Below are 20,867 nucleotides of genomic sequence, written 5' to 3' on the forward strand. Positions count from 1 at the left end.
GACCAAAAATTCATTTTTAAGCACTATTTTTGCTAACAATTCATGATCAAGTCAATAAAAAAATGAAAAGAGTACAAAAAATTACGGCTGAGAAACTACTCAAAGTGAAGGCTATTAAGCTACAGCCTTCTAACCCATTTACTTGGGCATCAGGATGGAAATCACCTATCTATTGTGATAATCGCAAATTGATGTCATATCCACAAATTCGTAATTTTTTAAAAGTAGAATTTGCAAGGATAATACTTGAGAAATATCCTCAAACAGATGCCATAGCAGGTGTTGCTACAGGTGCAATTGCTCCCGGTGCGCTGGTAGCAGATGTTTTGGGGCTGCCTTTTGTTTATATCCGCTCCTCACCCAAAGATCATGGAATGGAGAATTTAATTGAGGGAGACCTTAAGCCAAAACAGAAAGTAATTGTTATAGAAGATCTGGTGTCTACAGGCGGAAGTAGTCTAAAAGCAGTAGAAGCTATCAGAAGCAATGGTTCAGATGTATTAGGTATGATAGCAATCTTCACTTACGGCTTTCAGCACTCTGTTGATGCAATGCATGAAGCAAGGGTGGAACTTACTACATTGTGCAATTATGATGCAATTTTAGATGAGGCACTGGCTACTGATTATATCGACGAATCAGAACTTAAAACATTGCAGGATTGGCGTAAAGATCCCGAAAACTGGGGTAAACCACATAAAAATATTAAATAATGACAGAATTTGTCAGTGAATTAAAAGTAATTCAGCATTCCGATTCGGATATATTCAGGGTATTGTCGGATCTTCGAAACCTGGAATTAGTCAAAGGGATGATACCTGAAGATAAGATCAAGGACTTTAATTTTGATAAAGATACTGTATCTTTCACAGTAGATGCTATAGGTAAAGTTACATTTGAAGTGATTGACCGTCAGCCTAACAGGCAGGTGAGATTTAAGTCGCTGCGACTTCCATTTGATATCATTATGGAACTTAATCTAAACTCTATAGCTGAAAAAGAAACCGAATTGTCGATGCTTGTGCAAACCAATCTGAATCCCTTTATGAGAGGAATGGTTGAGAAGCCTATGAAAGAGGCAGTAAACAGGATATCAGATGCGTTGACTAATTTACCTTACGACAAAATTTAAATTATATAAGAGCTGAATTTCATTTGAATTTCAGCTCAATTTTTTCCCCTGAGTTCATATTTAGGGTTATATAACTGTTATCTATACTGATTTTTTTACCATTTGCAGTTACAGATGTAACATAATCGGGAGTTTTTATCTTAAAACTGTTTGACACTTCAGCTTTAATTATTGCTTCTGTTAATCTGCTATTTTCCCATTTGGCATCAATTTCAGCACCGCCACGGGCACGTAGTCCTTTGAAGCTCCCATCACTCCATTTCCCCGGAAGAGCAGGGAGCAGGTTGATATAACCGTTATGACTCTGTATCAGCATCTCAGCTATTCCTGATGTGCCTCCGAAATTACCATCTATTTGAAAAGGAGGATGAGCACAGAAAAGATTAGGATATGTTCCGCCACCACTTCTCATATTTACCCCATCACCATAAGCAGGCTCCAATAAACTCTTCAAAAGCTTGTAAGCTCTGTCACCATCATGCAGTCTTGCCCAGAAATTTATTTTCCATGCTCTCGACCATCCTGTGCCCTCATCACCACGGCGGTTTAAAGTTTTTCTGGCTGCCTCTGCCAGGTCTGGTGTCACTTCAGGTGATATTTGATCGGATGGGTATAAGCCATATAGATGTGAAACGTGACGATGTTTAGGGTCCTGCTCTCTGTAATCTTCCAGCCACTCCTGCAGATAGCCGTTACTACTGATCTGCATAGGAGGCAATTGATCTATGACTTCTCTGATCCTTTTTGTTACAAAATCTTCTATTTCAAGTATTTCTGATGCTTTCAGAGTGTTAGTAAACAGCTCTTTAATGATTTGTACATCCATGGTGGGACCCATACAAACAAAAACCGGTTCTTCACTATCAGGCAGATAGAATGCATTTTCAGGAGATGAGGAAGGAGCTGTTACCAGCCATCCATTTTTGGGTTCCCTTATCATGCTTGTTAGAAAGAATTCCGCTGCACCTGCCAAAATAGGGTAAACAGATCTCAGGTACTCTTCATCTCTGTTGAATGAGTAGTGCTCCCAAATATGTTCACATAGCCATGCACCTCCGGTATTCGTTGCTCCCCATGAAGCATGTTCACCAGGCGCAGTGTAATACCACGGATTACTCATCATATGCGCAACCCATCCATCTGCATTATAGAAGGTCTTTGCTGTTTTCTCTCCCGAAGGAACCAAAGCACGTGTAAAGTCGATCAATGGTCTGTGCAGTTCAGATAGATTGCACACTTCTGCCGGCCAGTAATTCATTTGCAGATTTATATTCAGGTGATAATCGCCATTCCACGGTGTTTGTAGTTGATTCGACCACAAACCCTGTAAATTAAGCGGCATACTCTTCTCATTGGTCCCACTTATCATCAGATACCTGCCAAACTGGAAGTAGAGCGCAGCGAATGCAGGGTCGTCATTCTCCTGGAAATTTATCAATCTCTGATTAGTAGAGGTTATATTGTCCTGTTCACCCAGATAGAGTTCAACCCTGTTAAATTTCTCCTGATACAGGTCCACATGATCCTGTTTAAGCTTATCAAATGATTCTCTTTTAGCCTCTGTGATTAGTTGCACCACAGTAGATTCATAATCCTTATCCATCATATCTGTAGATGTGGATACCAGAATTAATGCCTCATCTGCATTTGTAAGTACCAGCGATGATTCGTCCCAACTAATTTCACCTCCTTTATTAACTATCTCAGCAATAGTCAGATATTTCAGACCTTTATCGCCATCATAGCCATCATTAAGCTGACCTCTCATAATCAGCCTGTTTTTTTCAATTGTTACATCTGATCTTTCAGAGCGGTTCAAATTTAGTTTAAAAGAAACTGATCTCTTTAAGTCTGCTGATATTTTTATAACAAGAAGATCATCATCGTGAGAGGCAAAATATTCACGCTTATAATTCACATCACCCAATTCAAACTGTGTAGATGCAACTGCATTGTTCAGTGACAGGCTTCTCAGATAATTCCTGACTGAATCATCTCTGTTGGTGTTGTGGTTATAAATATATTCGATATCCAGATCTCCAACTTTCTGAAAACAGCCATAAGGTGCATCTTTTCCATTACCGAAGGCAGACCCCTGTCCACCGCATCTGAAATGGCGATACATCAATTCCTGAGCTTCAAGATTCTTCCCTTCCAGAAGTAGATTTTGAATTTCAGGAAGATATTCTATAGCATCCGGATTAAACGCTTCGGGGTCTTCACTGCCCGACCACATAGTTATGTCATTTATAACAATCTTCTCTTTTTCTATACCACCATCAGGCATCATCCCAATTCTTCCATTGCCGAGTGGCAGCGTCTCTTCCCATCTGTTGGCGGGTTCTGAGAAATTGAGTGTTAATGTTTGTCTCTCTGTTTTATTCTCACACGAGCATAGAAATATTATTATACCTGCAAATAGTATAGATTGTAATTTAGTCATGAAACCGGATTATCTTTATTCTTTTGAAATATTACTATCAGTGAGTAAAATTAGCACATTCGGCAATAAGAAAAAAATAACCGGATGAACTCTTCACAGAGGTCATCCGGTTTTTGGAAAATCAAAAAAGTCATATAAGAAATAGAACTAATTAAATTGTGGTTTTTTAGTATTTAATAGTATTCATCTGATGTTGTTACAGGTATAGGAATCTCAGTCCCGGCTTGTAATGCAGGCTGATTATATCTGTATACCACATCATAAATCTTTTCTCTTGTATCGCTGTATGTTTTGTCTGTCCACTCTTTTACCTTAACTGATATCATAACAGAGTCGCTGTTCATTACTCGTAAAGGTCTTAAATCGAAGCAGACGAAACCTTCGTATAGTTTATCCGACTGACTTTCATATGCGTTGTGTCTGAATTCAAGTTCAATCACATCTTTGTCAGTATCAGGCCTTAGCTTGTTTTCAACTAAGTTTATAGCATGTGGCTGTTTACCACCATAGTTAAACATAAATGATGCATTAAGATAATCGCCACTAATCCATATTGAGTTTGTCTTAATTGGATCATCGCCAATAATTTCTTCATTATGGGCATTCAACTCAATTACCGGCTTAGTAAGTATTTTCCAAATGTCATTTATCTTCACATAGTGGTCATATCCATCTTTCTGGTCCGACAGTATTGTATAATTCACAAGCACCCTCTGGTGATTGGTGGGTAAAAAATTTACTGCTTTTGCTGCAGGCCAAAGTCTTTTACCATTATCAAGCTGCAGTGAGTAAGCATTATCCCCTTCATTTATAATCGTAGCAATATCAATTCCAAAGTTTCCAAGCGACTTCGAATTATCGTCACATCCGGTATTAATCAACAGGATTCCAATTATTGCCAAACCAATTATGAAGAGTTTTTTTTGCATATCACTCAGATCACAATTTTCACATTAATGACTGCTCACTTTTACAAGTAAGATGCATAAAACTCAAAAACGCTGCGTGAATTTATAAAAAAAGTACAGTTTTAACGATGTTTAACAGTGGTATTTCCCCAACTATTACTTTTTTTTAGGGTATAGCTTATCTATGATATCAGGTCTGTTTATCTTTTTAAGCTCTCTGATAATAGAGCCTCTGCTTTTCTGATCATACCAGAAGAAAAACTGGCGTTGAGCCAATTTCTGGTCTTTCGATTTTGCTGTGTAAACCTGTTGTAGTGTATAAGGATGGTAACCGGTATAATAGATTTCAGTTGCCAGTGTCATTGGCGATGGTGTAAAGTCCTGAACCTGCTCCAGCTTAAAGTCGAGATTCTTCGTAACCGCTGCCAGTTCTGCCATATCCTCTTCAGTACATCCCGGATGCGACGAGATAAAATAGGGTATAAGCTGCTGTTTAAGCTGATATTTATTGTTTAATTCATCAAATAGTCTCTTAAAGCTATAGAATAGAGAGAAAGATGGTTTGCGCATCACATTCAGGGTAGAGTCAGATGTATGTTCAGGAGCAACCTTGAGTCTCCCCGACACATGATTTCTTATTAACTCCTCAGCATACTTGCGGTTGGCACTATTCACCTTATTGTCATCCGACTTATGCAGCAGCATATCATATCGTACGCCACTACCTATAAAAGATTTTTTTACTCCCGGTAAAGCATCAACTGATTTGTAAATATCTAATAGAGCAGAGTGATCAATGTTCAGATTAAAACATACTTTTGGGAATATACAGGATGGTTTTTTGCACTTGCTGCAGATATTTAAATCCTTTCCCTGCATTTTATACATGTTAGCAGAAGGTCCTCCAAGATCAGTAATATAACCTTTAAAGTCGGGCATTTCAGTAATCTGTTTTACCTCATTCAGAATAGATTCTTTTGTCCTTGAGGCAATAAATTTACCCTGATGAGCAGAAATAGTACAAAAGGCACATCCACCAAAACATCCTCTGTGCATATTTACTGAAAATTTAATCATCTCATATGCAGGAATATGCTTCCCTTTATATTTAGGGTGAGGAAGACGCGTATAGGGAAGATCAAATGAAGTATCAATCTCCTCCTCTTTCATTGGAGGGTAGGGTGGGTTAACAATCAAAACTTTATCATCTACTGCTTGCAATATTCTTGCGGCAGATATGCGGTTCGACTGCTCCTCTACTACTCTGAAATTCTTTGCCTGCTTAAGTTTGTCCTTCAGACACTCTTCATGTGAAAAAAGTGCTACCTCTTCTTTGAAAGGATTTTCCGGTATACTTTTCTTGTTGATTAGGAAGGCCGACTGGGGCAGATCATATATTTCACTAATCTTTCTTCCCTCTCTAATGTTTTTAATAAGTTGTTTAAGTGGCAATTCGCCCATTCCATAAATCAGGAAATCTGCACCGGTTTCGGCAAGTATGGTTTTATGTAGAGAATCATCCCAATAGTCGTAGTGCGTAACCCGTCTAAGTGACGCCTCAATGCCGCCAAGTACAATAGGCACATCTGGATAGAGGTCTTTCAATATCTTTGAATATACAGTCACCGCTCTGTCAGGCCGCATGTCAGACCTGCCATCGGGAGTATAGGCATCGTTAGATCGTAATCTCTTGTTTGCAGTATAATGATTAATCATAGAATCCATTACACCTGCTGTTACAGCAAAAAAGAGGTTCGGTTTTCCAAATTTCCTGAAATCCCTTAGATCGTCACGCCAGTTAGGTTGTGGTACAACAGCAACTTTAAGTCCCTCCTTCTCCAGCAACCTTCCAATAACGGCAGTACCAAAAGAGGGGTGATCGATATATGCATCACCTGAAAACAGAATAACATCAGCCTCTTCCCAGCCCCTCAGATTCATCTCTTTCTTTGTTGTGGGGAGCCAATCGGTCATCTGTCTTCTATTATTTGTCATTAATGCACTTTTTTAGGCTTCTGTTCTTTCAAAACAGCATCCAGTTCAACAGCTTTCTCTACTGCCAGTTGTATATCTGAGCAAATATATTCCTCACCTATAAGCTCCGGAATATTAGTTTTGTTTATCTGTTCCCTTACACTTTCCCTAACACCCGATAATATTACATGAATCTTCTCCTTAATCGAATTCTTAATTAGTGCCTCCAGGTTATTTAACCCTGTTGAGTCGATAAATGGAACCTTACGCATTCTGATAATACGTATCTTATGATGCTCTCCAATATTACGCATCTTCTCATCAAACTTGTTTGCAACACCAAAGAAGAAAGGTCCTCTAATTTCATAAACCTCCACACTATCAGGCAGTAAAAGTTTTTCCTCCTCTGTACCCTCATGTCTTACCTCACTGTCAGACTCAATTTTAAGCTCACCTGTTGAATGAGATATTTCGGTATATTCGTTCATTCGTTTCAGGAATGCAAAAATAGCGAGCAATAAACCTACAGAAATAGCAACTGTAAGGTCAATAATAACAGTAAGCAGGAAAGTTGTCAAGAGGATTGCTTGAGTTGAACGCGACTGCTTCATCAACGATACAAAAGTTCTCCACTCACTCATATTATATGCAACCACAACCAAAATCCCGGCAAGGCAAGCCATAGGAATATGTTTGGTCAGATCGCCAAGAAACAGCACTATAAGAAGCAAAACAATAGAATGAATAATACCGGCAACAGGAGTCCTTCCCCCATTGTTGATATTTGTCATTGTCCTTGCAATCGCCCCGGTAGCAGGGATACCACCAAAGAAAGGAGTAATTATATTCGCTGCACCCTGTGCAATAAGCTCCATATTTGAATTGTGTTTCTTTCCTGTTACCCCGTCTGCAACCGTGGCAGATAAAAGCGACTCAATAGCGCAAAGCATTGCAATTGTAAAAGCTGATGGGAAAAGAAGTCTGATACTTTCCAGATTGATTGCTATCTCCTTAATCTGCGGCAGTTCACTTTGAATATTAAATCTGTCGCCAATAGTCTCAATTCCCTCAATGTTTGCATAGTTCCTTAAGAAATAAACCACTACAGACATCAATATGATTGCAATCAGAGAACCCGGAACCCTCCTTGAAACCCTGGGAGTAAGAATAATAATAAGAACACTGACAACTGCAATAATTGTCACCCACCAGTTAACCGAGCTGAAATTCTGAAAATAGATACCCCATTTTTCTATAAAACCTGAAGGCAGTTTTGGTGTAGTAAGTCCAAAAAAGTCCTTAATCTGTGTAGAGAAGATTGTGAGAGCTATACCGCTTGTGAATCCCACAACAATAGGATATGGTACAAACTTAATAATGGATCCAAGTTTCAGGAAACCCATAACAACAAGCATTACCCCGGCGAGTACGGTTGCTATGGCAAGTCCCTGGACCCCATACTGTTCAACAATCCCGTAAACTATTACTATAAAAGCACCGGTTGGACCACCGATCTGTACAGTGCTTCCTCCAAGAAAAGAGATGATAAAACCTGCTATGATAGCGGTGAATATACCCTTCTCGGGTGTTACACCTGAAGCAATACCAAATGCAATTGCAAGAGGTAAAGCAACAACACCAACAATCAATCCTGACATCAGGTCTGCCAGGAATTTTTCTTTGTTGTAATTCTTAAATGTTTGAAATAATGTGGGTTGGAAATCCTTAAGTGAATTTATTCGCATAAATTATATCATGAAACTATAATGAGGTGCAAAGATACAAAAAATATCAAACTACCCCTTGTTCCACGAGCACACATACACGTTCGGTTATTCTGTCTTCACCATAAGGATTATAGCGCACTTTCAGACTATTACCAAACATCCCTGCAAAAAGATTGTAACTCCAGGCCTTGAAGCTTCCCATGAAAGCATCAATAATGTGATATGAAGATGAATTGGTTTCTCTGTCAACCAGTTTCATCAGCAGCTGCCCCTGGGATTTAGTCAGCTTCTTCATTTTTGGAGTGTACGCATCTTTCAGATACTTCTCCATCTTATTAAGATGCTCCTGCCTGGCTTTATCATCAGGCAGCGTCTCCATATACTCGTATGTCTCCGTAATTATTCTTGCAATTTCCTTGGCATAAGGTAATGTTTTCTTTACATCTCTAACCAGCTTTAAATAAGCTATCTGATCTTTTGTGCTGCGGAATGTAAGGGGAGAATATTTTATAAAATCTCCAAGCCACATACAAGCAATGGTGTCTCCCTCCATTACAACTGCCGGATATACGTTAGGCATTAGATATATTGTTGATAATGGAGCTCTCTTATCAGGAGTTATATTTGTGGCATAATACTTCTGCGCTTTAACCGCTGGCGGTAAAAGCGATATAATTAGAACGAGTGAAACGATACCAAGTCTTTTCATAATGGTACAAAGATAATTAGTCGTTTTAATTTTCAAAATAAAATCTCGTTAAGTGTAGTTAATTAACCCTCGAGTTTTAAGAATGTTATGCAGATTTGGTTTACGAAAAACGGACAGCTATTTGTTTATTAGTTCAGCAAAAAAGTATCACTTTAATAATAAAAAGATGAGTTTGTATTTAAATCACGATAATAAAATGTATTTTTGAAATAAAAAGATTTACTGCTATGACATATTTCCATTTAGGTGAGCTCGTTTTCAAACAGGCTCAGAAATATAAAAACAGAACTGCTTTAAAGTATCAGGATGCAACAGGTGCATGGGTGGATATGTCATGGGACCTGTTTGCCGAGAAGGTGACAAAAACGGCACAGGCAATGGCCGAAATGGGAGTAAAGCCATATAACAACGTGGGCATCTACTCACAGAATATGGAGAAGTATCTGATCACAGATTTTGCAGCTTTTGCCAACAAAGCAGTTATGGTTCCTATGTATGCAACCTCCTCCCCAAGTCAGGTGAAATATATAGTGAACGATGCAGAGATAAGTCTGATTTTCGTTGGAGAACAATTTCAGTACAACAACGCTTTTAAAGTTCAGCAGGAGAGTCAGTTCCTCCATAAACTGATTATCTTCGACAGAAATGTTGTTTTGCAGCCTGAAGACAAAACCTCGGTCTATTTTGATGATTTCATAACCACGGGCGACAACTCTGAGTCGGTTGCACTTGTCAATGCCCGCATCAGGCAGCTTAAGGATAGTGATCTTGCAACTATAATTTACACATCAGGAACAACAGGCGAGCCTAAGGGTGTTATGCTTACGCATGCAAATTATCTTAAGGCAATGAGGATTCATGACATGAGATTAACTAATCTTTCTGAAAAAGATCTCTCGATGTGCTTCCTGCCGCTCACTCATATTTTTGAAAAAGCGTGGACAACCTACTGCCTGCACAGAGGAATTGTTGTAGCCATAAACAGAAACCCCGCCGAAATAAGGGAGACAATAAAGCAGGTTAGACCAACAATTATGAGCAATGTCCCCCGTTTCTGGGAGAAGGTCTACGATGGTGTTAAAGAGACAATAGATTCATCTTCAGGTGTTATCAAGTGGCTGTTTACCGATGCGGTAAAAACGGGAAGGCGGCATAATCTCGACTATCGCAACAATGGTCGTAAAGCTCCACTGGGCAATAGCATAAAATTCTTTCTATATAAACATACTATCTACTATCTTATCAAGAGGATAGTGGGTATCGACAGGGGTAATTTTTTCCCGGTTGCCGGCGCACCCCTGTCAGATAATATAAATGAATTTCTCCAGTCGATCGATGTTCATATAGTTTATGGATACGGACTCACAGAAACAACTGCAACAGTAAGCTGTTTCACCTTTCCCGGCTTTAAAATAGGCACAGTGGGCAAGGTTATGCCTGATACCGAGGTAAAAATCGGAGAAAACAGCGAGATACTTGTAAGGGGAGGAACTGTTATGAGCGGTTACTACAATAAGCCTGAAGCAACAAAAGAGGTCTTCACAGAAGATGGTTTTTTCAGAACCGGAGATGCAGGCATGCTCACTGACGATGGTGAAATTATTCTCACCGAGAGAATCAAAGATCTGTATAAAACATCCAACGGAAAATATATAGCTCCTCAGATGATAGAAACCCGTATAAGCGAAGATAAGTATATCGATCAGGTAGCTGTAATAGGAGATGAAAGAAAGTTTGTAAGTGCACTGATCATTCCAAACTATTTAGCACTTAAAGCATATGCAGACAGTCAGGGCATACCATATGAATCCACCGATGATTTAGTGAAGAATGATGTTGTTCACGATTATGTCTTCGGTAGAATTGAGCTGTTGCAGTCACAGTTTACCAATTATGAAAAGATTAAAAAGATCACACTGCTGCCACAACCATTCAGTATCGAGTCAGGGGAGCTTACAAATACCCTTAAACTCCGCAGAAAAGTAATTCTTGAACGTTATGCCGATATTATTGATCAAATGTACATCGACTAAAAGTAAATAAATCATTATCTTTGCACCGTTTTTTTAATAGAAGTAAAGGTCATGGATTACAATTTCAGAGAAATAGAAAAGCGGTGGCAAAAATATTGGGTGGAAAACGGAACTTATAAAGTAACCGAAGATAGTTCCAAACCTAAGTTTTATGTATTAGATATGTTCCCATACCCCTCAGGAGCTGGTCTCCATGTTGGGCATCCACTGGGATATATAGCATCAGATATTTATTCAAGATATAAGCGTTTGCAGGGCTTCAATGTGCTGCACCCAATGGGTTATGATGCATATGGACTGCCTGCAGAGCAGTATGCCATACAAACTGGTCAGCATCCTGCAGTTACTACCGAAAATAATATCAACCGCTACCGTGAACAGCTCGATAAGATAGGGTTTTCTTACGACTGGTCACGTGAGGTTCGTACATGTGATCCTGATTACTATAAATGGACTCAATGGGCATTCATTAAGATGTTCCACTCTTACTACTGCAATCAGGCAAAGCAGGCACGGCCTATTGCTGAACTGATTGAAGTGTTCTCAAAGCAGGGAACTGCCGGACTCGACCTTGCATGTACAGAACCAATGGAGTTTACGGCTGAGGAGTGGAACAGCAAATCAGATAAAGAGCAGCAGGAGATCCTGATGAACTACAGGATTGCCTACTTAGGTGATACAATGGTAAACTGGTCGCCCGACCTGGGAACAGTTCTTGCCAACGACGAGGTCAGCGAAGGTCTCTCAATCCGTGGCGGTTTCCCGGTGGAACAGCGTAGAATGCGCCAGTGGTGCCTTCGTGTCTCTGCATATGCGGAAAGATTGCTTGAAGGGTTGGATAAGATTGATTGGACCGACTCACTGAAAGAGACTCAGCGCAACTGGATTGGTCGCAGTGAAGGTGCAGTAATGCATTTCACCTCTTCAAATGGTGTAACCTTTGATATATTTACCACAAGAGCCGATACAATATTTGGTGTAACTTTTATGGTGCTGGCACCTGAAAGTGAGCTTGTTGATCAGCTTACTACTGAAGAGCAGAAATCTGCTGTTAAGCAGTATGTAGAGAACACCAAAAAGAAGACCGAACGCGAACGTATAGCTGACAGGTCGGTCTCAGGCGTCTTCTCCGGTACCTATGCAATCCATCCGTTCACAGGTCAGAAGATTCCGATCTGGATCTCTGACTATGTACTTGCCGGATATGGAACAGGAGCAATAATGGCAGTACCGGCGCATGATAGTCGCGACTACGCCTTCGCAAAGCATTTCAATCTGCCAATCATCCCACTTATCGAGGGTTGCGATATCTCTGAGGAGAGTTTCGATGCCAAAGAGGGTATTATGATGAACTCCGGTTTCCTGAATGGACTTACCGTTGCACAGGCTATTCCTGCTGCCATTGATGAGGTTGAGAAACGTGGATTGGGTTACCGCAAAATAAATTATCGCCTCCGCGACGCTATATTCTCAAGGCAGCGTTACTGGGGCGAACCATTCCCAGTATATTATAAAGATGGCATGCCATACACTCTTGATGAGAGTGAGCTGCCTCTCGAACTTCCGGAAGTTGATAAATATCTCCCCACTGAAACGGGCGAACCTCCTCTGGGAAGGGCAAAAGAGTGGACCACCAAAGAGGGTTATCCGCTTGAACTTAATACTATGCCGGGGTTTGCAGGCTCATCTGCCTACTACCTCCGCTATATGGATCCTCATAACAACGAAGCACTGGTATCAGAGAAAGCAAATAGCTACTGGAGAGATGTTGATCTCTATATCGGTGGAACAGAGCATGCAACAGGACACCTCGTTTACAGTCGCTTCTGGAACAAGTTCCTTTTCGACCTTGGCGTCTCCTGCGAGGAAGAGCCGTTCAAGAAGCTGGTTAACCAGGGTATGATTCAGGGAAGAAGTAATTTTGTTTATCGCATAAAAGGTACAAACACCTTTGTTTCACATAATCTCAAAGATGAGTATGATGTCACCCCTATTCATGTGGATGTAAATATCGTACATAACGATGTTCTTGATATCGATGCATTCCGCGAATGGAGTCCCGAATATAAGACAGCCGAATTTATACTTGAAAAGGGTAAATATATTTGTGGCTGGGCAATAGAGAAAATGTCCAAGTCGATGTACAACGTAGTCAACCCCGACGATATCGTTGAAAAGTATGGAGCCGATACCCTACGCCTGTATGAGATGTTTTTAGGGCCCCTTGAGCAGTCGAAACCGTGGGACACCAACGGTATTGATGGTGTTCACCGATTCCTGCGCAAGGTGTGGAATCTTTTCTATAAAGAGGATGAGCTTAATGTATCTGATGATGAGCCAACAAAAGATGAGCTTAAAGCACTTCATAAGCTCATAAAGAAAGTGTCCTACGATATCGAGCATTTCTCATACAACACTTCGGTATCAGCATTCATGATATGTGCAAACGACCTGACATCACTGAAGTGCAACAAGAGGGCAATTCTGAGTCAGCTCGTTATCTGCCTTGCACCTTTTGCTCCACATATCTCAGAAGAGCTGTGGCACGCCCTTGGCAACGAGAGTTCAGTTTGTGATGCCCAGTGGCCCGAATGGAACGAGGAGTACCTGAAAGAGGATGTTTTCTCCTATGCAATATCATTTAACGGTAAATCGCGCTTTGTGCTGGAGTTCCCTGCCGAAGCAACCAACAAGGAGATCGAGGCAGCAGTTCTTTCTCATCAGAATTCACAAAAGTGGATAGATGGAAAAACGCCAAAGAAAGTTATTATTGTCCCTAAAAAAATCGTCAATGTAGTTCTTTAATAAAAAAAATGGAGAGATCAAAAGCACTTGGTATTAAAAGGTTCTATTGGAAAGATTACCTTTCGATATTACTTGGCACATTTATGTATGCACTTGGGGTAACCCAGTTTATTATGCCTCACAAGTTTGTATTGGGAGGACTTACAGGTATAGCTGTGCTTGTTAATTATGCATTCGGACTTCCGGTATCTGTTCAGGTACTGGTTATGAATGGTATCCTGTTAATGATTGCATATAAGATACTTGGTGTTGAGTTTCTCATAAAGACTATCGTAGGGGTTGCCTCTCTGTCAATTTTTATTGGTATGTTCGAGAGTCTTGATCTACCGACGATAATGATGGATGAGCCTCTGATGGCCGGACTGATCGGTGCAATTGTTGCCGGTGCGGGTGTGGGACTGGTTATGTCTGTCAATGGAAGTACAGGTGGTACGGATATTGTCATAATGATCATCAACAAGTTCAGGAATGTCACCCCGGGTCGCATGATGCTGCTTATTGATCTTGTTATTGTTTCCTCCTCATTTGTACTTTTCAGAAGCGTTGAAACCATCGTTTATGGTCTCATCATAATAGCGGTGGTGTCTACCTCGGTCGACTGGATATTAAACGGTATCAGGCAGTCGGTTCAATTTTTCATAATCTCTCAGAAGTATGAAGAGATTGCCGATGAGATTAATCATCATATGCACAGAGGATGCACAGTGCTTGATGGAACCGGATGGTACACCCAGCAGCCACAGAAGGTGCTGCTGGTAATGGCAAAGCGAAGTGAGTCAAACTCCATCTTCCGTATGGTCAAGAGCATCGATTCAGAAGCATTTATCTCACAGGCCAATGTAAATGGTGTCTATGGCAAAGGGTTCGACAGGATGAGGTGATTCCTCTCTATGATCTGAATTCGTCAACTATGTTGTGCATTGTTGTGCATTTGTCAACAAGGTAAACGAGCGACTTATACGCTACTCCGCTGTTAATAGATAGTCCAATCTCACAGGTCCTGCTGTTGGAATAACCCTCACTCGCATTCATTATCTCATGTTTTAACGGTGAGAGAGCAGCATTATTCAGTTCCGGATAGAAGAATCCACGGTCACCCGCCCATCCGCAACATGTCACACTATCCGGCACAATCACCTCATCTGCACAGAGCGATGCAACCTTAAACAGTTTCTCCTCCAGCTGCATCTTTGTAGCACTGCATGTAGAGTGAACAGCAATCCTCACAGGTGCTTTTGTGAACTGGAGCCGCCCAATCAAAAAATCATGAATAAACTCAACCTGATCATACAGTTTTAGTCTCCCGTCCAAAGTCTCACGCATATGCAGGAGGCATGGACTCATATCACACACTATCGGCAGTTCACCGTTCCTGCTTGCTTTTAAAAGCGCCTCATTCAGCTCATTCTCCTTCCTGGCGGCCTGTTTTCTGAAACCTTTACTACTGAAGGCCATACCGCAGCAAAGTCTGTTTTTCTCTTCAGGGATAATAACTTTATACCCCGCTTTTCTCAAAACAGAGAGCATCTTTGCAGGCAGATCCTCTTTCTCTTCGTAACCGAACGAAGGGCCACCCATTGATCTTGTTATGCATGATGGGAAATATACCACCTCAGGCGAATCGGGGTTCTCATTTGAGTATATATTCTGTTTTATCTTTTTGCTCCCTGATGGTGTATATTTTGTCCATAGTGGGAAAACACCATCCCCAAGCTTGTAAATACCTCTTGCAAAGTTCTCCATGGACTTATATCCAACCACCTTAGATATAGAGTGGGGCAGAGTAATAAATCCCCTGATAAAAGATGTAAGCGGCGCCATATTTGAGGCAATAGTGTCAGCCACCATATTTGCCAGTTTGCCATTCTGCTGCCATCTCAGCTCCTTCACGAGCTTACCCGTATCAATGTCAACAGGACAAGCTATCCCACATAGTCCATCCGTAGCACAAGTCTGATCCAGCGGATATGATATCTCCCTCACCTGCTTCAGAATACTCTTCTGCCTATTTTTCTCTGCAGAGCTGCTGTCAGCAATAAACCTGTATGCAACAATACGCTGTCTTGGTGTCAGAGTAAGATCTTTGGAAGGACAAACAACCTCGCAGAATCCGCACTCAATACATTTATCTATAATAGGATTTGCATCAGGTATCCGTTTGAGATTTTTTATAAATACCTCGCTGTCATCATTTATAATAACCCCCGGATTAAGAACATTATCAGGATCAAATGCCCTCTTTATACGCTTCATCAAATCGTATATATCGCTTCCCCATTCTTTCTCCACAAACGGGGCCATATTCCTGCCGGTACCATGCTCCGCCTTAAGGCTGCCATCATGTTTCACAACAACCAGTTCAGAGAGCTCATGCATAAAAGTGGAATATCTTTTCACCTCCTCCACACTGTTTATATCAGGGAAAACTGTGAAATGGACGTTCCCGTCGAGTAGATGTCCCCACATCACTGCATCGCTGTAACCGCTGTTCACAAGAAGCTCACGCAGATCAGTAAGCGCATCACCCAATCTCTCTCCGCTAAAAGCCACATCCTCTATAATACTTGCAGTGTGAGCAGGGCGGGTAGCCGCCGCCGAGGTGAACAGACCATTACGCACATTCCAGTAGAGGTTGTATAAAAACTTATCAGTAGTAAATTTTATTGGAGTCAATGTCTCTATATGAGCAAGCCTCTCCTCAATTTCACGCATCTGATTCAGAAGAGTAGCCTCATCATCTGCCGAAGTATCAATAAGCAGAGCTGCCGCACCCTCAGGCAGTGTCTTCAGTTCTTCCGGCATACCCTGCTGATCTTCAACAGCCCTAAGTGCATTTCTGTCCATCAGCTCAGCAGCACTCACCTGGCAGCCCCTGAGCGGGATAATAGCCTCACTCACATCACGCAGGTTCCTGAAGTAAACCATTGCAGTAGCCTTCAGAGGAGCATCATGAACAGTTCTGAAGGTTGCCTGTGAGATAAAGCCAAGCGTTCCTTCCGAACCAATCATCAGATGCTGAATTATATCGATTGGATCATCAAAATCGATCAAAGAGTTTACTCCATATCCGCAGGTATTCTTAAGCTTAAATTTCGATGCAATTCTGCTTTCAATCGCCTTGTTCTCAGTAGCATCCCTGTGCAGCTGAACTATATCACCAATCAGTTGAGGATTCTCAGCGATAAAAGCTTTGCGGCTCTCGCTATTGCCCGTATCCAGAACAGAGCCATTTGCAAAAATAATGCGCATCGATTTGATGGTGTTGTAGCTGTTGTGCAGAATACCGTAGCTGGAGCCACTTGCGTTATTAGAGATGATACCACCAATCTTGGCCGACTTAACAGATGCCGGTTTTGGTCCCAGTTTCCTTCTATATCTCCTTAGAATAAGGTTAGCCGCACCACCTGTCAAACCACACCCAAAAGTGGCTGTCTCCCCATTATCAGTAATAACCGAAAAATCAAAACCCTTGCCCGCCTCCATAAGTATGGAGTCAGAAATAGTCTGCCCGCTCAAACTAGTTCCCCCCGCTTTAAAAGTCACAGGAATCTTCTTGTCGTTGCAAAACCTGAGCAGGCGAATAACCTCCTCCTCAGAATTTACCTTAACAACCGCTTTTGGTATGAGACGATACAGACCGGCGTCCGTACCCTTTGTAAGGCGAGAGAGCTCATCTGTAAACAGCTGATCTGCAGTGAATATATCAGCAAGCTCTTTATGCAATTGTTTTTCAGTCATTCAATAAAGGATTTACATGTAAGAGCACAAACTTACAAAATAATATTAAAAAAGAGCAGTTAAACAACCGCTCTTTCAATAATCATATAGGTAAGTCTAAAATCTTAATTCAGTGAGATGAAGATATCCTTTCCTTCAGTCTCAATAGCAATCTTCTCTTCACGTCCCAGCCATCCTAATGCAGCGTAAAGATCTTTATCAGTTAATTTTGTCTCTTTCTTAAGAGCCTTTATCTCCAGCTTTCCTTTCTTATCAAGCACAGTCCATACTTTCCCGGCATTAATACCAAATTTCTCAATCATTTTTTTTCTATTGTTTACAAAATTAATAGTCTAATTAAGCTGCAAAGTTAAATCTAAAAATCTTAATTGCAATAATTTAGCTGCAGTTTAAGCTGAGTGAGTGAAAGATAACTCATCAAGAATCTTCGAAACCTGCTCTATCAGTGAGTGGCTGCTATCATTGTAGATAACATAATCAGAATGCTTCACCTTCTCCTCTTCGGGCATCTGGTTAAACATACGCGCCTCCACCTGCTCCCTGCTTACCCCGTCACGTTTCATAACCCTCTCAATCCTTGTTTCCTCGGGAGTATAAACCGTAATCACTTTATCAACAAACTGATTAAAGCCGGCCTCTATCAGAAGAGCAGCATCAATAACAACAACAGGGCACTCCCTATAGCTATTGCACCACTCCAGGAAGCAGTCGGCCACCACAGGATGAATAATTGAGTTAGCAATCTTAATATTCTGATCATTGCTGAAAATCAGTTCGGCAAATCTCCTTCGGTTCAATCTATCGTTCTCGTAGATATCAGGCCCGAAATGATGAATAAGCTGCCTTCTAATTGTTTGAGAAGTGTCATTAAGCCTTTTCGCCTCGATGTCAGCATCAAATACCGGTATGTCGTAAATGCGGAAAATATCACACACAACAGACTTACCGCTACCTATGCCTCCGGTCACACCAATTCTGATCATCTTCAGTCAACATTTTCAAATAGGAACTCAACCTGAGTAGGTGATAGCTTCGGCTCAATAGCTGTTGCCGGCGCTTTGGTCAGACTAATTTCAACACGTCCATCCTGATTATCCCTGAATTTCCTGTAATCCAGCTCAATCTCGAAATCCTCAGCAACAATCTTCTTATACTCATCAAGAGTAACAGAGAATGTAACCTTAGCACGAGAAGGGAAAAACTTCACATCAAGATTTCGGGGTAGGTGAGTAGCCCTTATCGGAACCTCGAATGTTTGCTCAGTATACTCAACCACCGGGATATAAATATCCACCTCAGTAGGAGAGAATTTCACCCCCTCCACCGGATTAATCTTAATCTTCAGCTGAGAGGTAGCGTTAAGATTCTTAAACAAAGTATATTCAGTAGTAGCAACCTTAAGCTTGTCGAGCGACTCCTTCGATCCGTATGCCATAACCGTTTCAGGAATAAACGTTACAGAGTCGACAACCAGATTAGCCCTGCTCGTGGTCAGCTCCCCGTCAAAAGCCACGGTCAGCTCCTTACTCTCCAGCTTAGAGGTAGCCAGAGATAGCGTCATAGGGTAATACCCCCTGATAATCGTACCCGATGCAAACTTACCCCGCAGCAGTTGACGAAACTGCTCACCCTGAATAAGCGTAGTGCCATCTTCCGTCAATGCAGCAAAATCGATCTCCAGCGAGTCCTTTTTCCTAATATCAAGCCTGAAAATCTCCGCCCCATTATCAGAAACGCTCACATCAATATAAGCAGGCAAAGGATTATCAAACACCACATCTTCGGGGATATTTGTGTATTTCAATGGTACACGGTAGGTACCTTCAATATTTTGTTTCTGGAAGAAGAGCATCAACCAGAAAATAAAAGCTACCAAAAGGAAAAACAGGAAAGCCAGCATACTCTTCCACGGCAAAGCAGAGAAGTATGATTTTAACCTGGGAACCCCATCCTTTATGATAGCTTTTAAATCCATTGCACGAATGAATTTATTATTGAGCAGCTATATCTTTTGTAGTTTGGAAAACCGATGTCTTCTCGATTTTAATCCTCACACCATCGGCAATCTCCACAAGGAACCATGTGTCGCCCACCTCTTTAATTCTTCCATGAATACCACCTGCAGTAACAACCTTATCGCCTGTTGTCATGGCTTCACGGCTCTTCTGCAGCTCTTTCTGCTTTTTCTGCTGTGGGCGGATCATGAAGAAATAGAATACTGCAATAATTGCAATAAGCATGATTAAAGTTCCACCCATTCCACCTGCAGGACCTTGTGCTGTTGCTTGTAATAAAATATTCATAAGAAATTATTTTTTATAAGTTTATAATTAATTTTTAAAGATAAGATTTTCATTCTTAATTTTATGCACTATCGCATCTAAAATTCCATTTATAAAAGTACCGCTCTTAGGAGTACTGTATGATTTTGCGATATCAATATACTCATTCAGCGAAACACTGGTAGGGATCGATTCAAAAGTAAAAATCTCGGCAAGAGCCACCTGCATTATAATAAGATCCATCACAGCAATCCTCTCGAAATCCCATTTATCTGTATTCTCCTCAATAAGATCCCTGAATTTTTTCTCCCCAAGGATAGTCTCATGCAGAAGTTTCAGTGCATACTCCTTATCCTCCTCATCCTTAAACATTGGTAGAAGCGGTTGGTCAGCCCCCTTATTTTCATTAAATCTCTTTATTGTTTTGAGCACGAACGACTGAATAATCTCTATATCATCATTCCAGTATATACATTCATCCTCAAGGAGATCGTATAGCTCCTCACTTCCGCATATAAACTGCTTAAATACCTTTCTCCAGAACTCCCTGTCCTCATCGTATGTTGGCGCTTGAATCTGAGAATAGTTCTTATATGTTTCCGATTCCAGAATAACCTCCAGCAGGTTTTTAACATATGACTCATTCTCTTCCCACGATTGTGGTCTGTCGAGGTTATACTTCTGCAGCTGCTTGTTGTCGCTCAGCTGTATTATGAACTTGTTCTCAAGAAGATTCATGTTTGGATTCAGATCCTCTTCTGAAGGAAGGAACTTATTCTTTTTAGCCTCCACTCTCTGTTCGTACACCTTAGTTACTTCCAGCATCAGCTGCAGCATGTAATAATAAAGATCGTATGATTTTTGTAACCCGAACAACAGCTCTTTTTCAGCTTTTCTTAAATCTCTATTCGTATTTTGATACCATGAGTAGACTAACTGAACAGTCCTTATACGAATTAAATTTCTGTTTATCATTTTATGAATGAACTTATTTCTTAAGCAATAGCTTATAATGAGTTGCAAAAGTAGTTATTTTTTTCGGTATTAAATATACAAAAAATCAAAAGGTTGTTATAGATTGGTTTATATTTCATTAGTGATTGGTGGAATACTTGT

The 20,867-nt window shown here is 40.8% G+C and carries 16 protein-coding genes; 5 read left to right on the forward strand and 11 right to left on the reverse strand.

All coding sequences use genetic code 11. The features are described from left to right. Positions 1-62 precede the first annotated feature (62 nt). On the forward strand, positions 63-713 hold the full coding sequence (gene pyrE, locus PHO43_RS05145) for an orotate phosphoribosyltransferase (RefSeq protein WP_288011517.1): 651 nt from the start codon (positions 63-65) through the stop codon (positions 711-713). Further along, a complete protein-coding gene (locus PHO43_RS05150; RefSeq protein WP_045090371.1) occupies positions 713-1,132 on the forward strand; it encodes a polyketide cyclase in 420 nt (139 codons plus the stop codon). Before pyrE ends, PHO43_RS05150 begins: the two co-directional genes overlap by 1 nt. A gap of 19 nt (positions 1,133-1,151) precedes the next feature. Here the strand turns inward: PHO43_RS05150 and PHO43_RS05155 are convergent, their stop codons facing one another. The 5 genes from PHO43_RS05155 to PHO43_RS05175 all read right to left on the reverse strand — a co-directional run bounded on the left by PHO43_RS05155 (position 1,152) and on the right by PHO43_RS05175 (position 8,893). Continuing rightward, positions 1,152-3,575: a glycoside hydrolase family 95 protein gene (locus tag PHO43_RS05155; protein ID WP_288011518.1), complete on the reverse strand. Its 2,424-nt coding sequence runs from the start codon at positions 3,573-3,575 to the stop codon at positions 1,152-1,154. A 173-nt stretch (positions 3,576-3,748) separates the two neighbouring features. Further along, the gene (locus PHO43_RS05160; protein ID WP_052673221.1) at positions 3,749-4,504 is read right to left on the reverse strand and encodes a NigD1/NigD2 family lipoprotein; all 756 of its coding nucleotides are present in this window, start codon (positions 4,502-4,504) and stop codon (positions 3,749-3,751) included. 135 nt (positions 4,505-4,639) lie between these two features. Then, positions 4,640-6,478: a YgiQ family radical SAM protein gene (locus PHO43_RS05165; RefSeq protein WP_288011520.1), complete on the reverse strand. Its 1,839-nt coding sequence runs from the start codon at positions 6,476-6,478 to the stop codon at positions 4,640-4,642. Next, positions 6,478-8,202, reverse strand: a complete 1,725-nt coding sequence (locus tag PHO43_RS05170) for a SulP family inorganic anion transporter (protein WP_288010157.1) — start codon at positions 8,200-8,202, stop codon at positions 6,478-6,480. The genes PHO43_RS05165 and PHO43_RS05170 overlap by 1 nt, the downstream gene beginning before the upstream one ends. Before the next feature lie 46 nt (positions 8,203-8,248). Next, the gene (locus PHO43_RS05175) at positions 8,249-8,893 is read right to left on the reverse strand and encodes a DUF4294 domain-containing protein (protein ID WP_288011522.1); all 645 of its coding nucleotides are present in this window, start codon (positions 8,891-8,893) and stop codon (positions 8,249-8,251) included. A gap of 227 nt (positions 8,894-9,120) precedes the next feature. Between PHO43_RS05175 and PHO43_RS05180 the strand changes: the two genes are divergently transcribed. The 3 genes from PHO43_RS05180 to PHO43_RS05190 are packed head-to-tail and all read left to right on the forward strand — an operon-like array spanning position 9,121 to position 14,612. Continuing rightward, positions 9,121-10,926, forward strand: coding sequence for an AMP-dependent synthetase/ligase (locus tag PHO43_RS05180; protein WP_045090368.1), 1,806 nt, complete (start codon positions 9,121-9,123; stop codon positions 10,924-10,926). 51 nt (positions 10,927-10,977) lie between these two features. Then, on the forward strand, positions 10,978-13,731 hold the full coding sequence (gene leuS, locus PHO43_RS05185; RefSeq protein ID WP_045090367.1) for a leucine--tRNA ligase: 2,754 nt from the start codon (positions 10,978-10,980) through the stop codon (positions 13,729-13,731). A gap of 8 nt (positions 13,732-13,739) precedes the next feature. After that, positions 13,740-14,612, forward strand: a complete 873-nt coding sequence (locus PHO43_RS05190; protein ID WP_053827186.1) for a YitT family protein — start codon at positions 13,740-13,742, stop codon at positions 14,610-14,612. 7 nt (positions 14,613-14,619) lie between these two features. Here PHO43_RS05190 and PHO43_RS05195 read toward each other — a convergent pair whose 3' ends face one another. The 6 genes from PHO43_RS05195 to nusB form a co-directional block, all read right to left on the reverse strand. After that, the gene (locus PHO43_RS05195; RefSeq protein ID WP_288011525.1) at positions 14,620-17,469 is read right to left on the reverse strand and encodes an FAD-binding and (Fe-S)-binding domain-containing protein; all 2,850 of its coding nucleotides are present in this window, start codon (positions 17,467-17,469) and stop codon (positions 14,620-14,622) included. 104 nt (positions 17,470-17,573) lie between these two features. After that, entirely contained in the window at positions 17,574-17,771 is a 198-nt protein-coding gene (locus tag PHO43_RS05200; protein ID WP_045090364.1) for a winged helix-turn-helix domain-containing protein, read from the reverse strand. A gap of 87 nt (positions 17,772-17,858) precedes the next feature. Then, positions 17,859-18,452 (reverse strand): dephospho-CoA kinase, encoded by a 594-nt coding sequence (coaE, locus tag PHO43_RS05205; RefSeq protein ID WP_288011527.1) that lies wholly within the window; start codon positions 18,450-18,452, stop codon positions 17,859-17,861. A gap of 2 nt (positions 18,453-18,454) precedes the next feature. Beyond that, positions 18,455-19,444, reverse strand: a complete 990-nt coding sequence (locus PHO43_RS05210) for a YbbR-like domain-containing protein (protein ID WP_288010425.1) — start codon at positions 19,442-19,444, stop codon at positions 18,455-18,457. A 16-nt stretch (positions 19,445-19,460) separates the two neighbouring features. Next, positions 19,461-19,772 (reverse strand): preprotein translocase subunit YajC, encoded by a 312-nt coding sequence (gene yajC / locus PHO43_RS05215; RefSeq protein ID WP_045090361.1) that lies wholly within the window; start codon positions 19,770-19,772, stop codon positions 19,461-19,463. A gap of 27 nt (positions 19,773-19,799) precedes the next feature. Then, complete coding sequence (nusB, locus tag PHO43_RS05220) at positions 19,800-20,726, reverse strand: transcription antitermination factor NusB (RefSeq protein WP_045090360.1); 927 nt, start codon at positions 20,724-20,726, stop codon at positions 19,800-19,802. Positions 20,727-20,867 lie beyond the last annotated feature (141 nt).

It is taken from the genome of Lascolabacillus sp. (assembly GCF_028696275.1).
Lineage (GTDB): Bacteria > Bacteroidota > Bacteroidia > Bacteroidales > Dysgonomonadaceae > Proteiniphilum > Proteiniphilum massiliensis.

What these genes read in the sequence shown, in the direction of transcription:
- PHO43_RS05170 (WP_288010157.1), bottom strand. Translation starts at nt 8,202, where the DNA reads ATGCGAATAAATTCACTTAAGGATTTCCAACCCACATTATTTCAAACA.
- PHO43_RS05195 (WP_288011525.1), bottom strand. Translation starts at nt 17,469, where the DNA reads ATGACTGAAAAACAATTGCATAAAGAGCTTGCTGATATATTCACTGCA.
- PHO43_RS05200 (WP_045090364.1), bottom strand. Translation starts at nt 17,771, where the DNA reads ATGATTGAGAAATTTGGTATTAATGCCGGGAAAGTATGGACTGTGCTT.
- PHO43_RS05190 (WP_053827186.1), top strand. Translation starts at nt 13,740, where the DNA reads ATGGAGAGATCAAAAGCACTTGGTATTAAAAGGTTCTATTGGAAAGAT.
- PHO43_RS05165 (WP_288011520.1), bottom strand. Translation starts at nt 6,478, where the DNA reads ATGACAAATAATAGAAGACAGATGACCGATTGGCTCCCCACAACAAAG.
- PHO43_RS05150 (WP_045090371.1), top strand. Translation starts at nt 713, where the DNA reads ATGACAGAATTTGTCAGTGAATTAAAAGTAATTCAGCATTCCGATTCG.
- yajC (WP_045090361.1), bottom strand. Translation starts at nt 19,772, where the DNA reads ATGAATATTTTATTACAAGCAACAGCACAAGGTCCTGCAGGTGGAATG.
- leuS (WP_045090367.1), top strand. Translation starts at nt 10,978, where the DNA reads ATGGATTACAATTTCAGAGAAATAGAAAAGCGGTGGCAAAAATATTGG.
- pyrE (WP_288011517.1), top strand. Translation starts at nt 63, where the DNA reads ATGAAAAGAGTACAAAAAATTACGGCTGAGAAACTACTCAAAGTGAAG.
- PHO43_RS05175 (WP_288011522.1), bottom strand. Translation starts at nt 8,893, where the DNA reads ATGAAAAGACTTGGTATCGTTTCACTCGTTCTAATTATATCGCTTTTA.
- coaE (WP_288011527.1), bottom strand. Translation starts at nt 18,452, where the DNA reads ATGATCAGAATTGGTGTGACCGGAGGCATAGGTAGCGGTAAGTCTGTT.
- PHO43_RS05155 (WP_288011518.1), bottom strand. Translation starts at nt 3,575, where the DNA reads ATGACTAAATTACAATCTATACTATTTGCAGGTATAATAATATTTCTA.
- PHO43_RS05180 (WP_045090368.1), top strand. Translation starts at nt 9,121, where the DNA reads ATGACATATTTCCATTTAGGTGAGCTCGTTTTCAAACAGGCTCAGAAA.
- nusB (WP_045090360.1), bottom strand. Translation starts at nt 20,726, where the DNA reads ATGATAAACAGAAATTTAATTCGTATAAGGACTGTTCAGTTAGTCTAC.
- PHO43_RS05160 (WP_052673221.1), bottom strand. Translation starts at nt 4,504, where the DNA reads ATGCAAAAAAAACTCTTCATAATTGGTTTGGCAATAATTGGAATCCTG.
- PHO43_RS05210 (WP_288010425.1), bottom strand. Translation starts at nt 19,444, where the DNA reads ATGGATTTAAAAGCTATCATAAAGGATGGGGTTCCCAGGTTAAAATCA.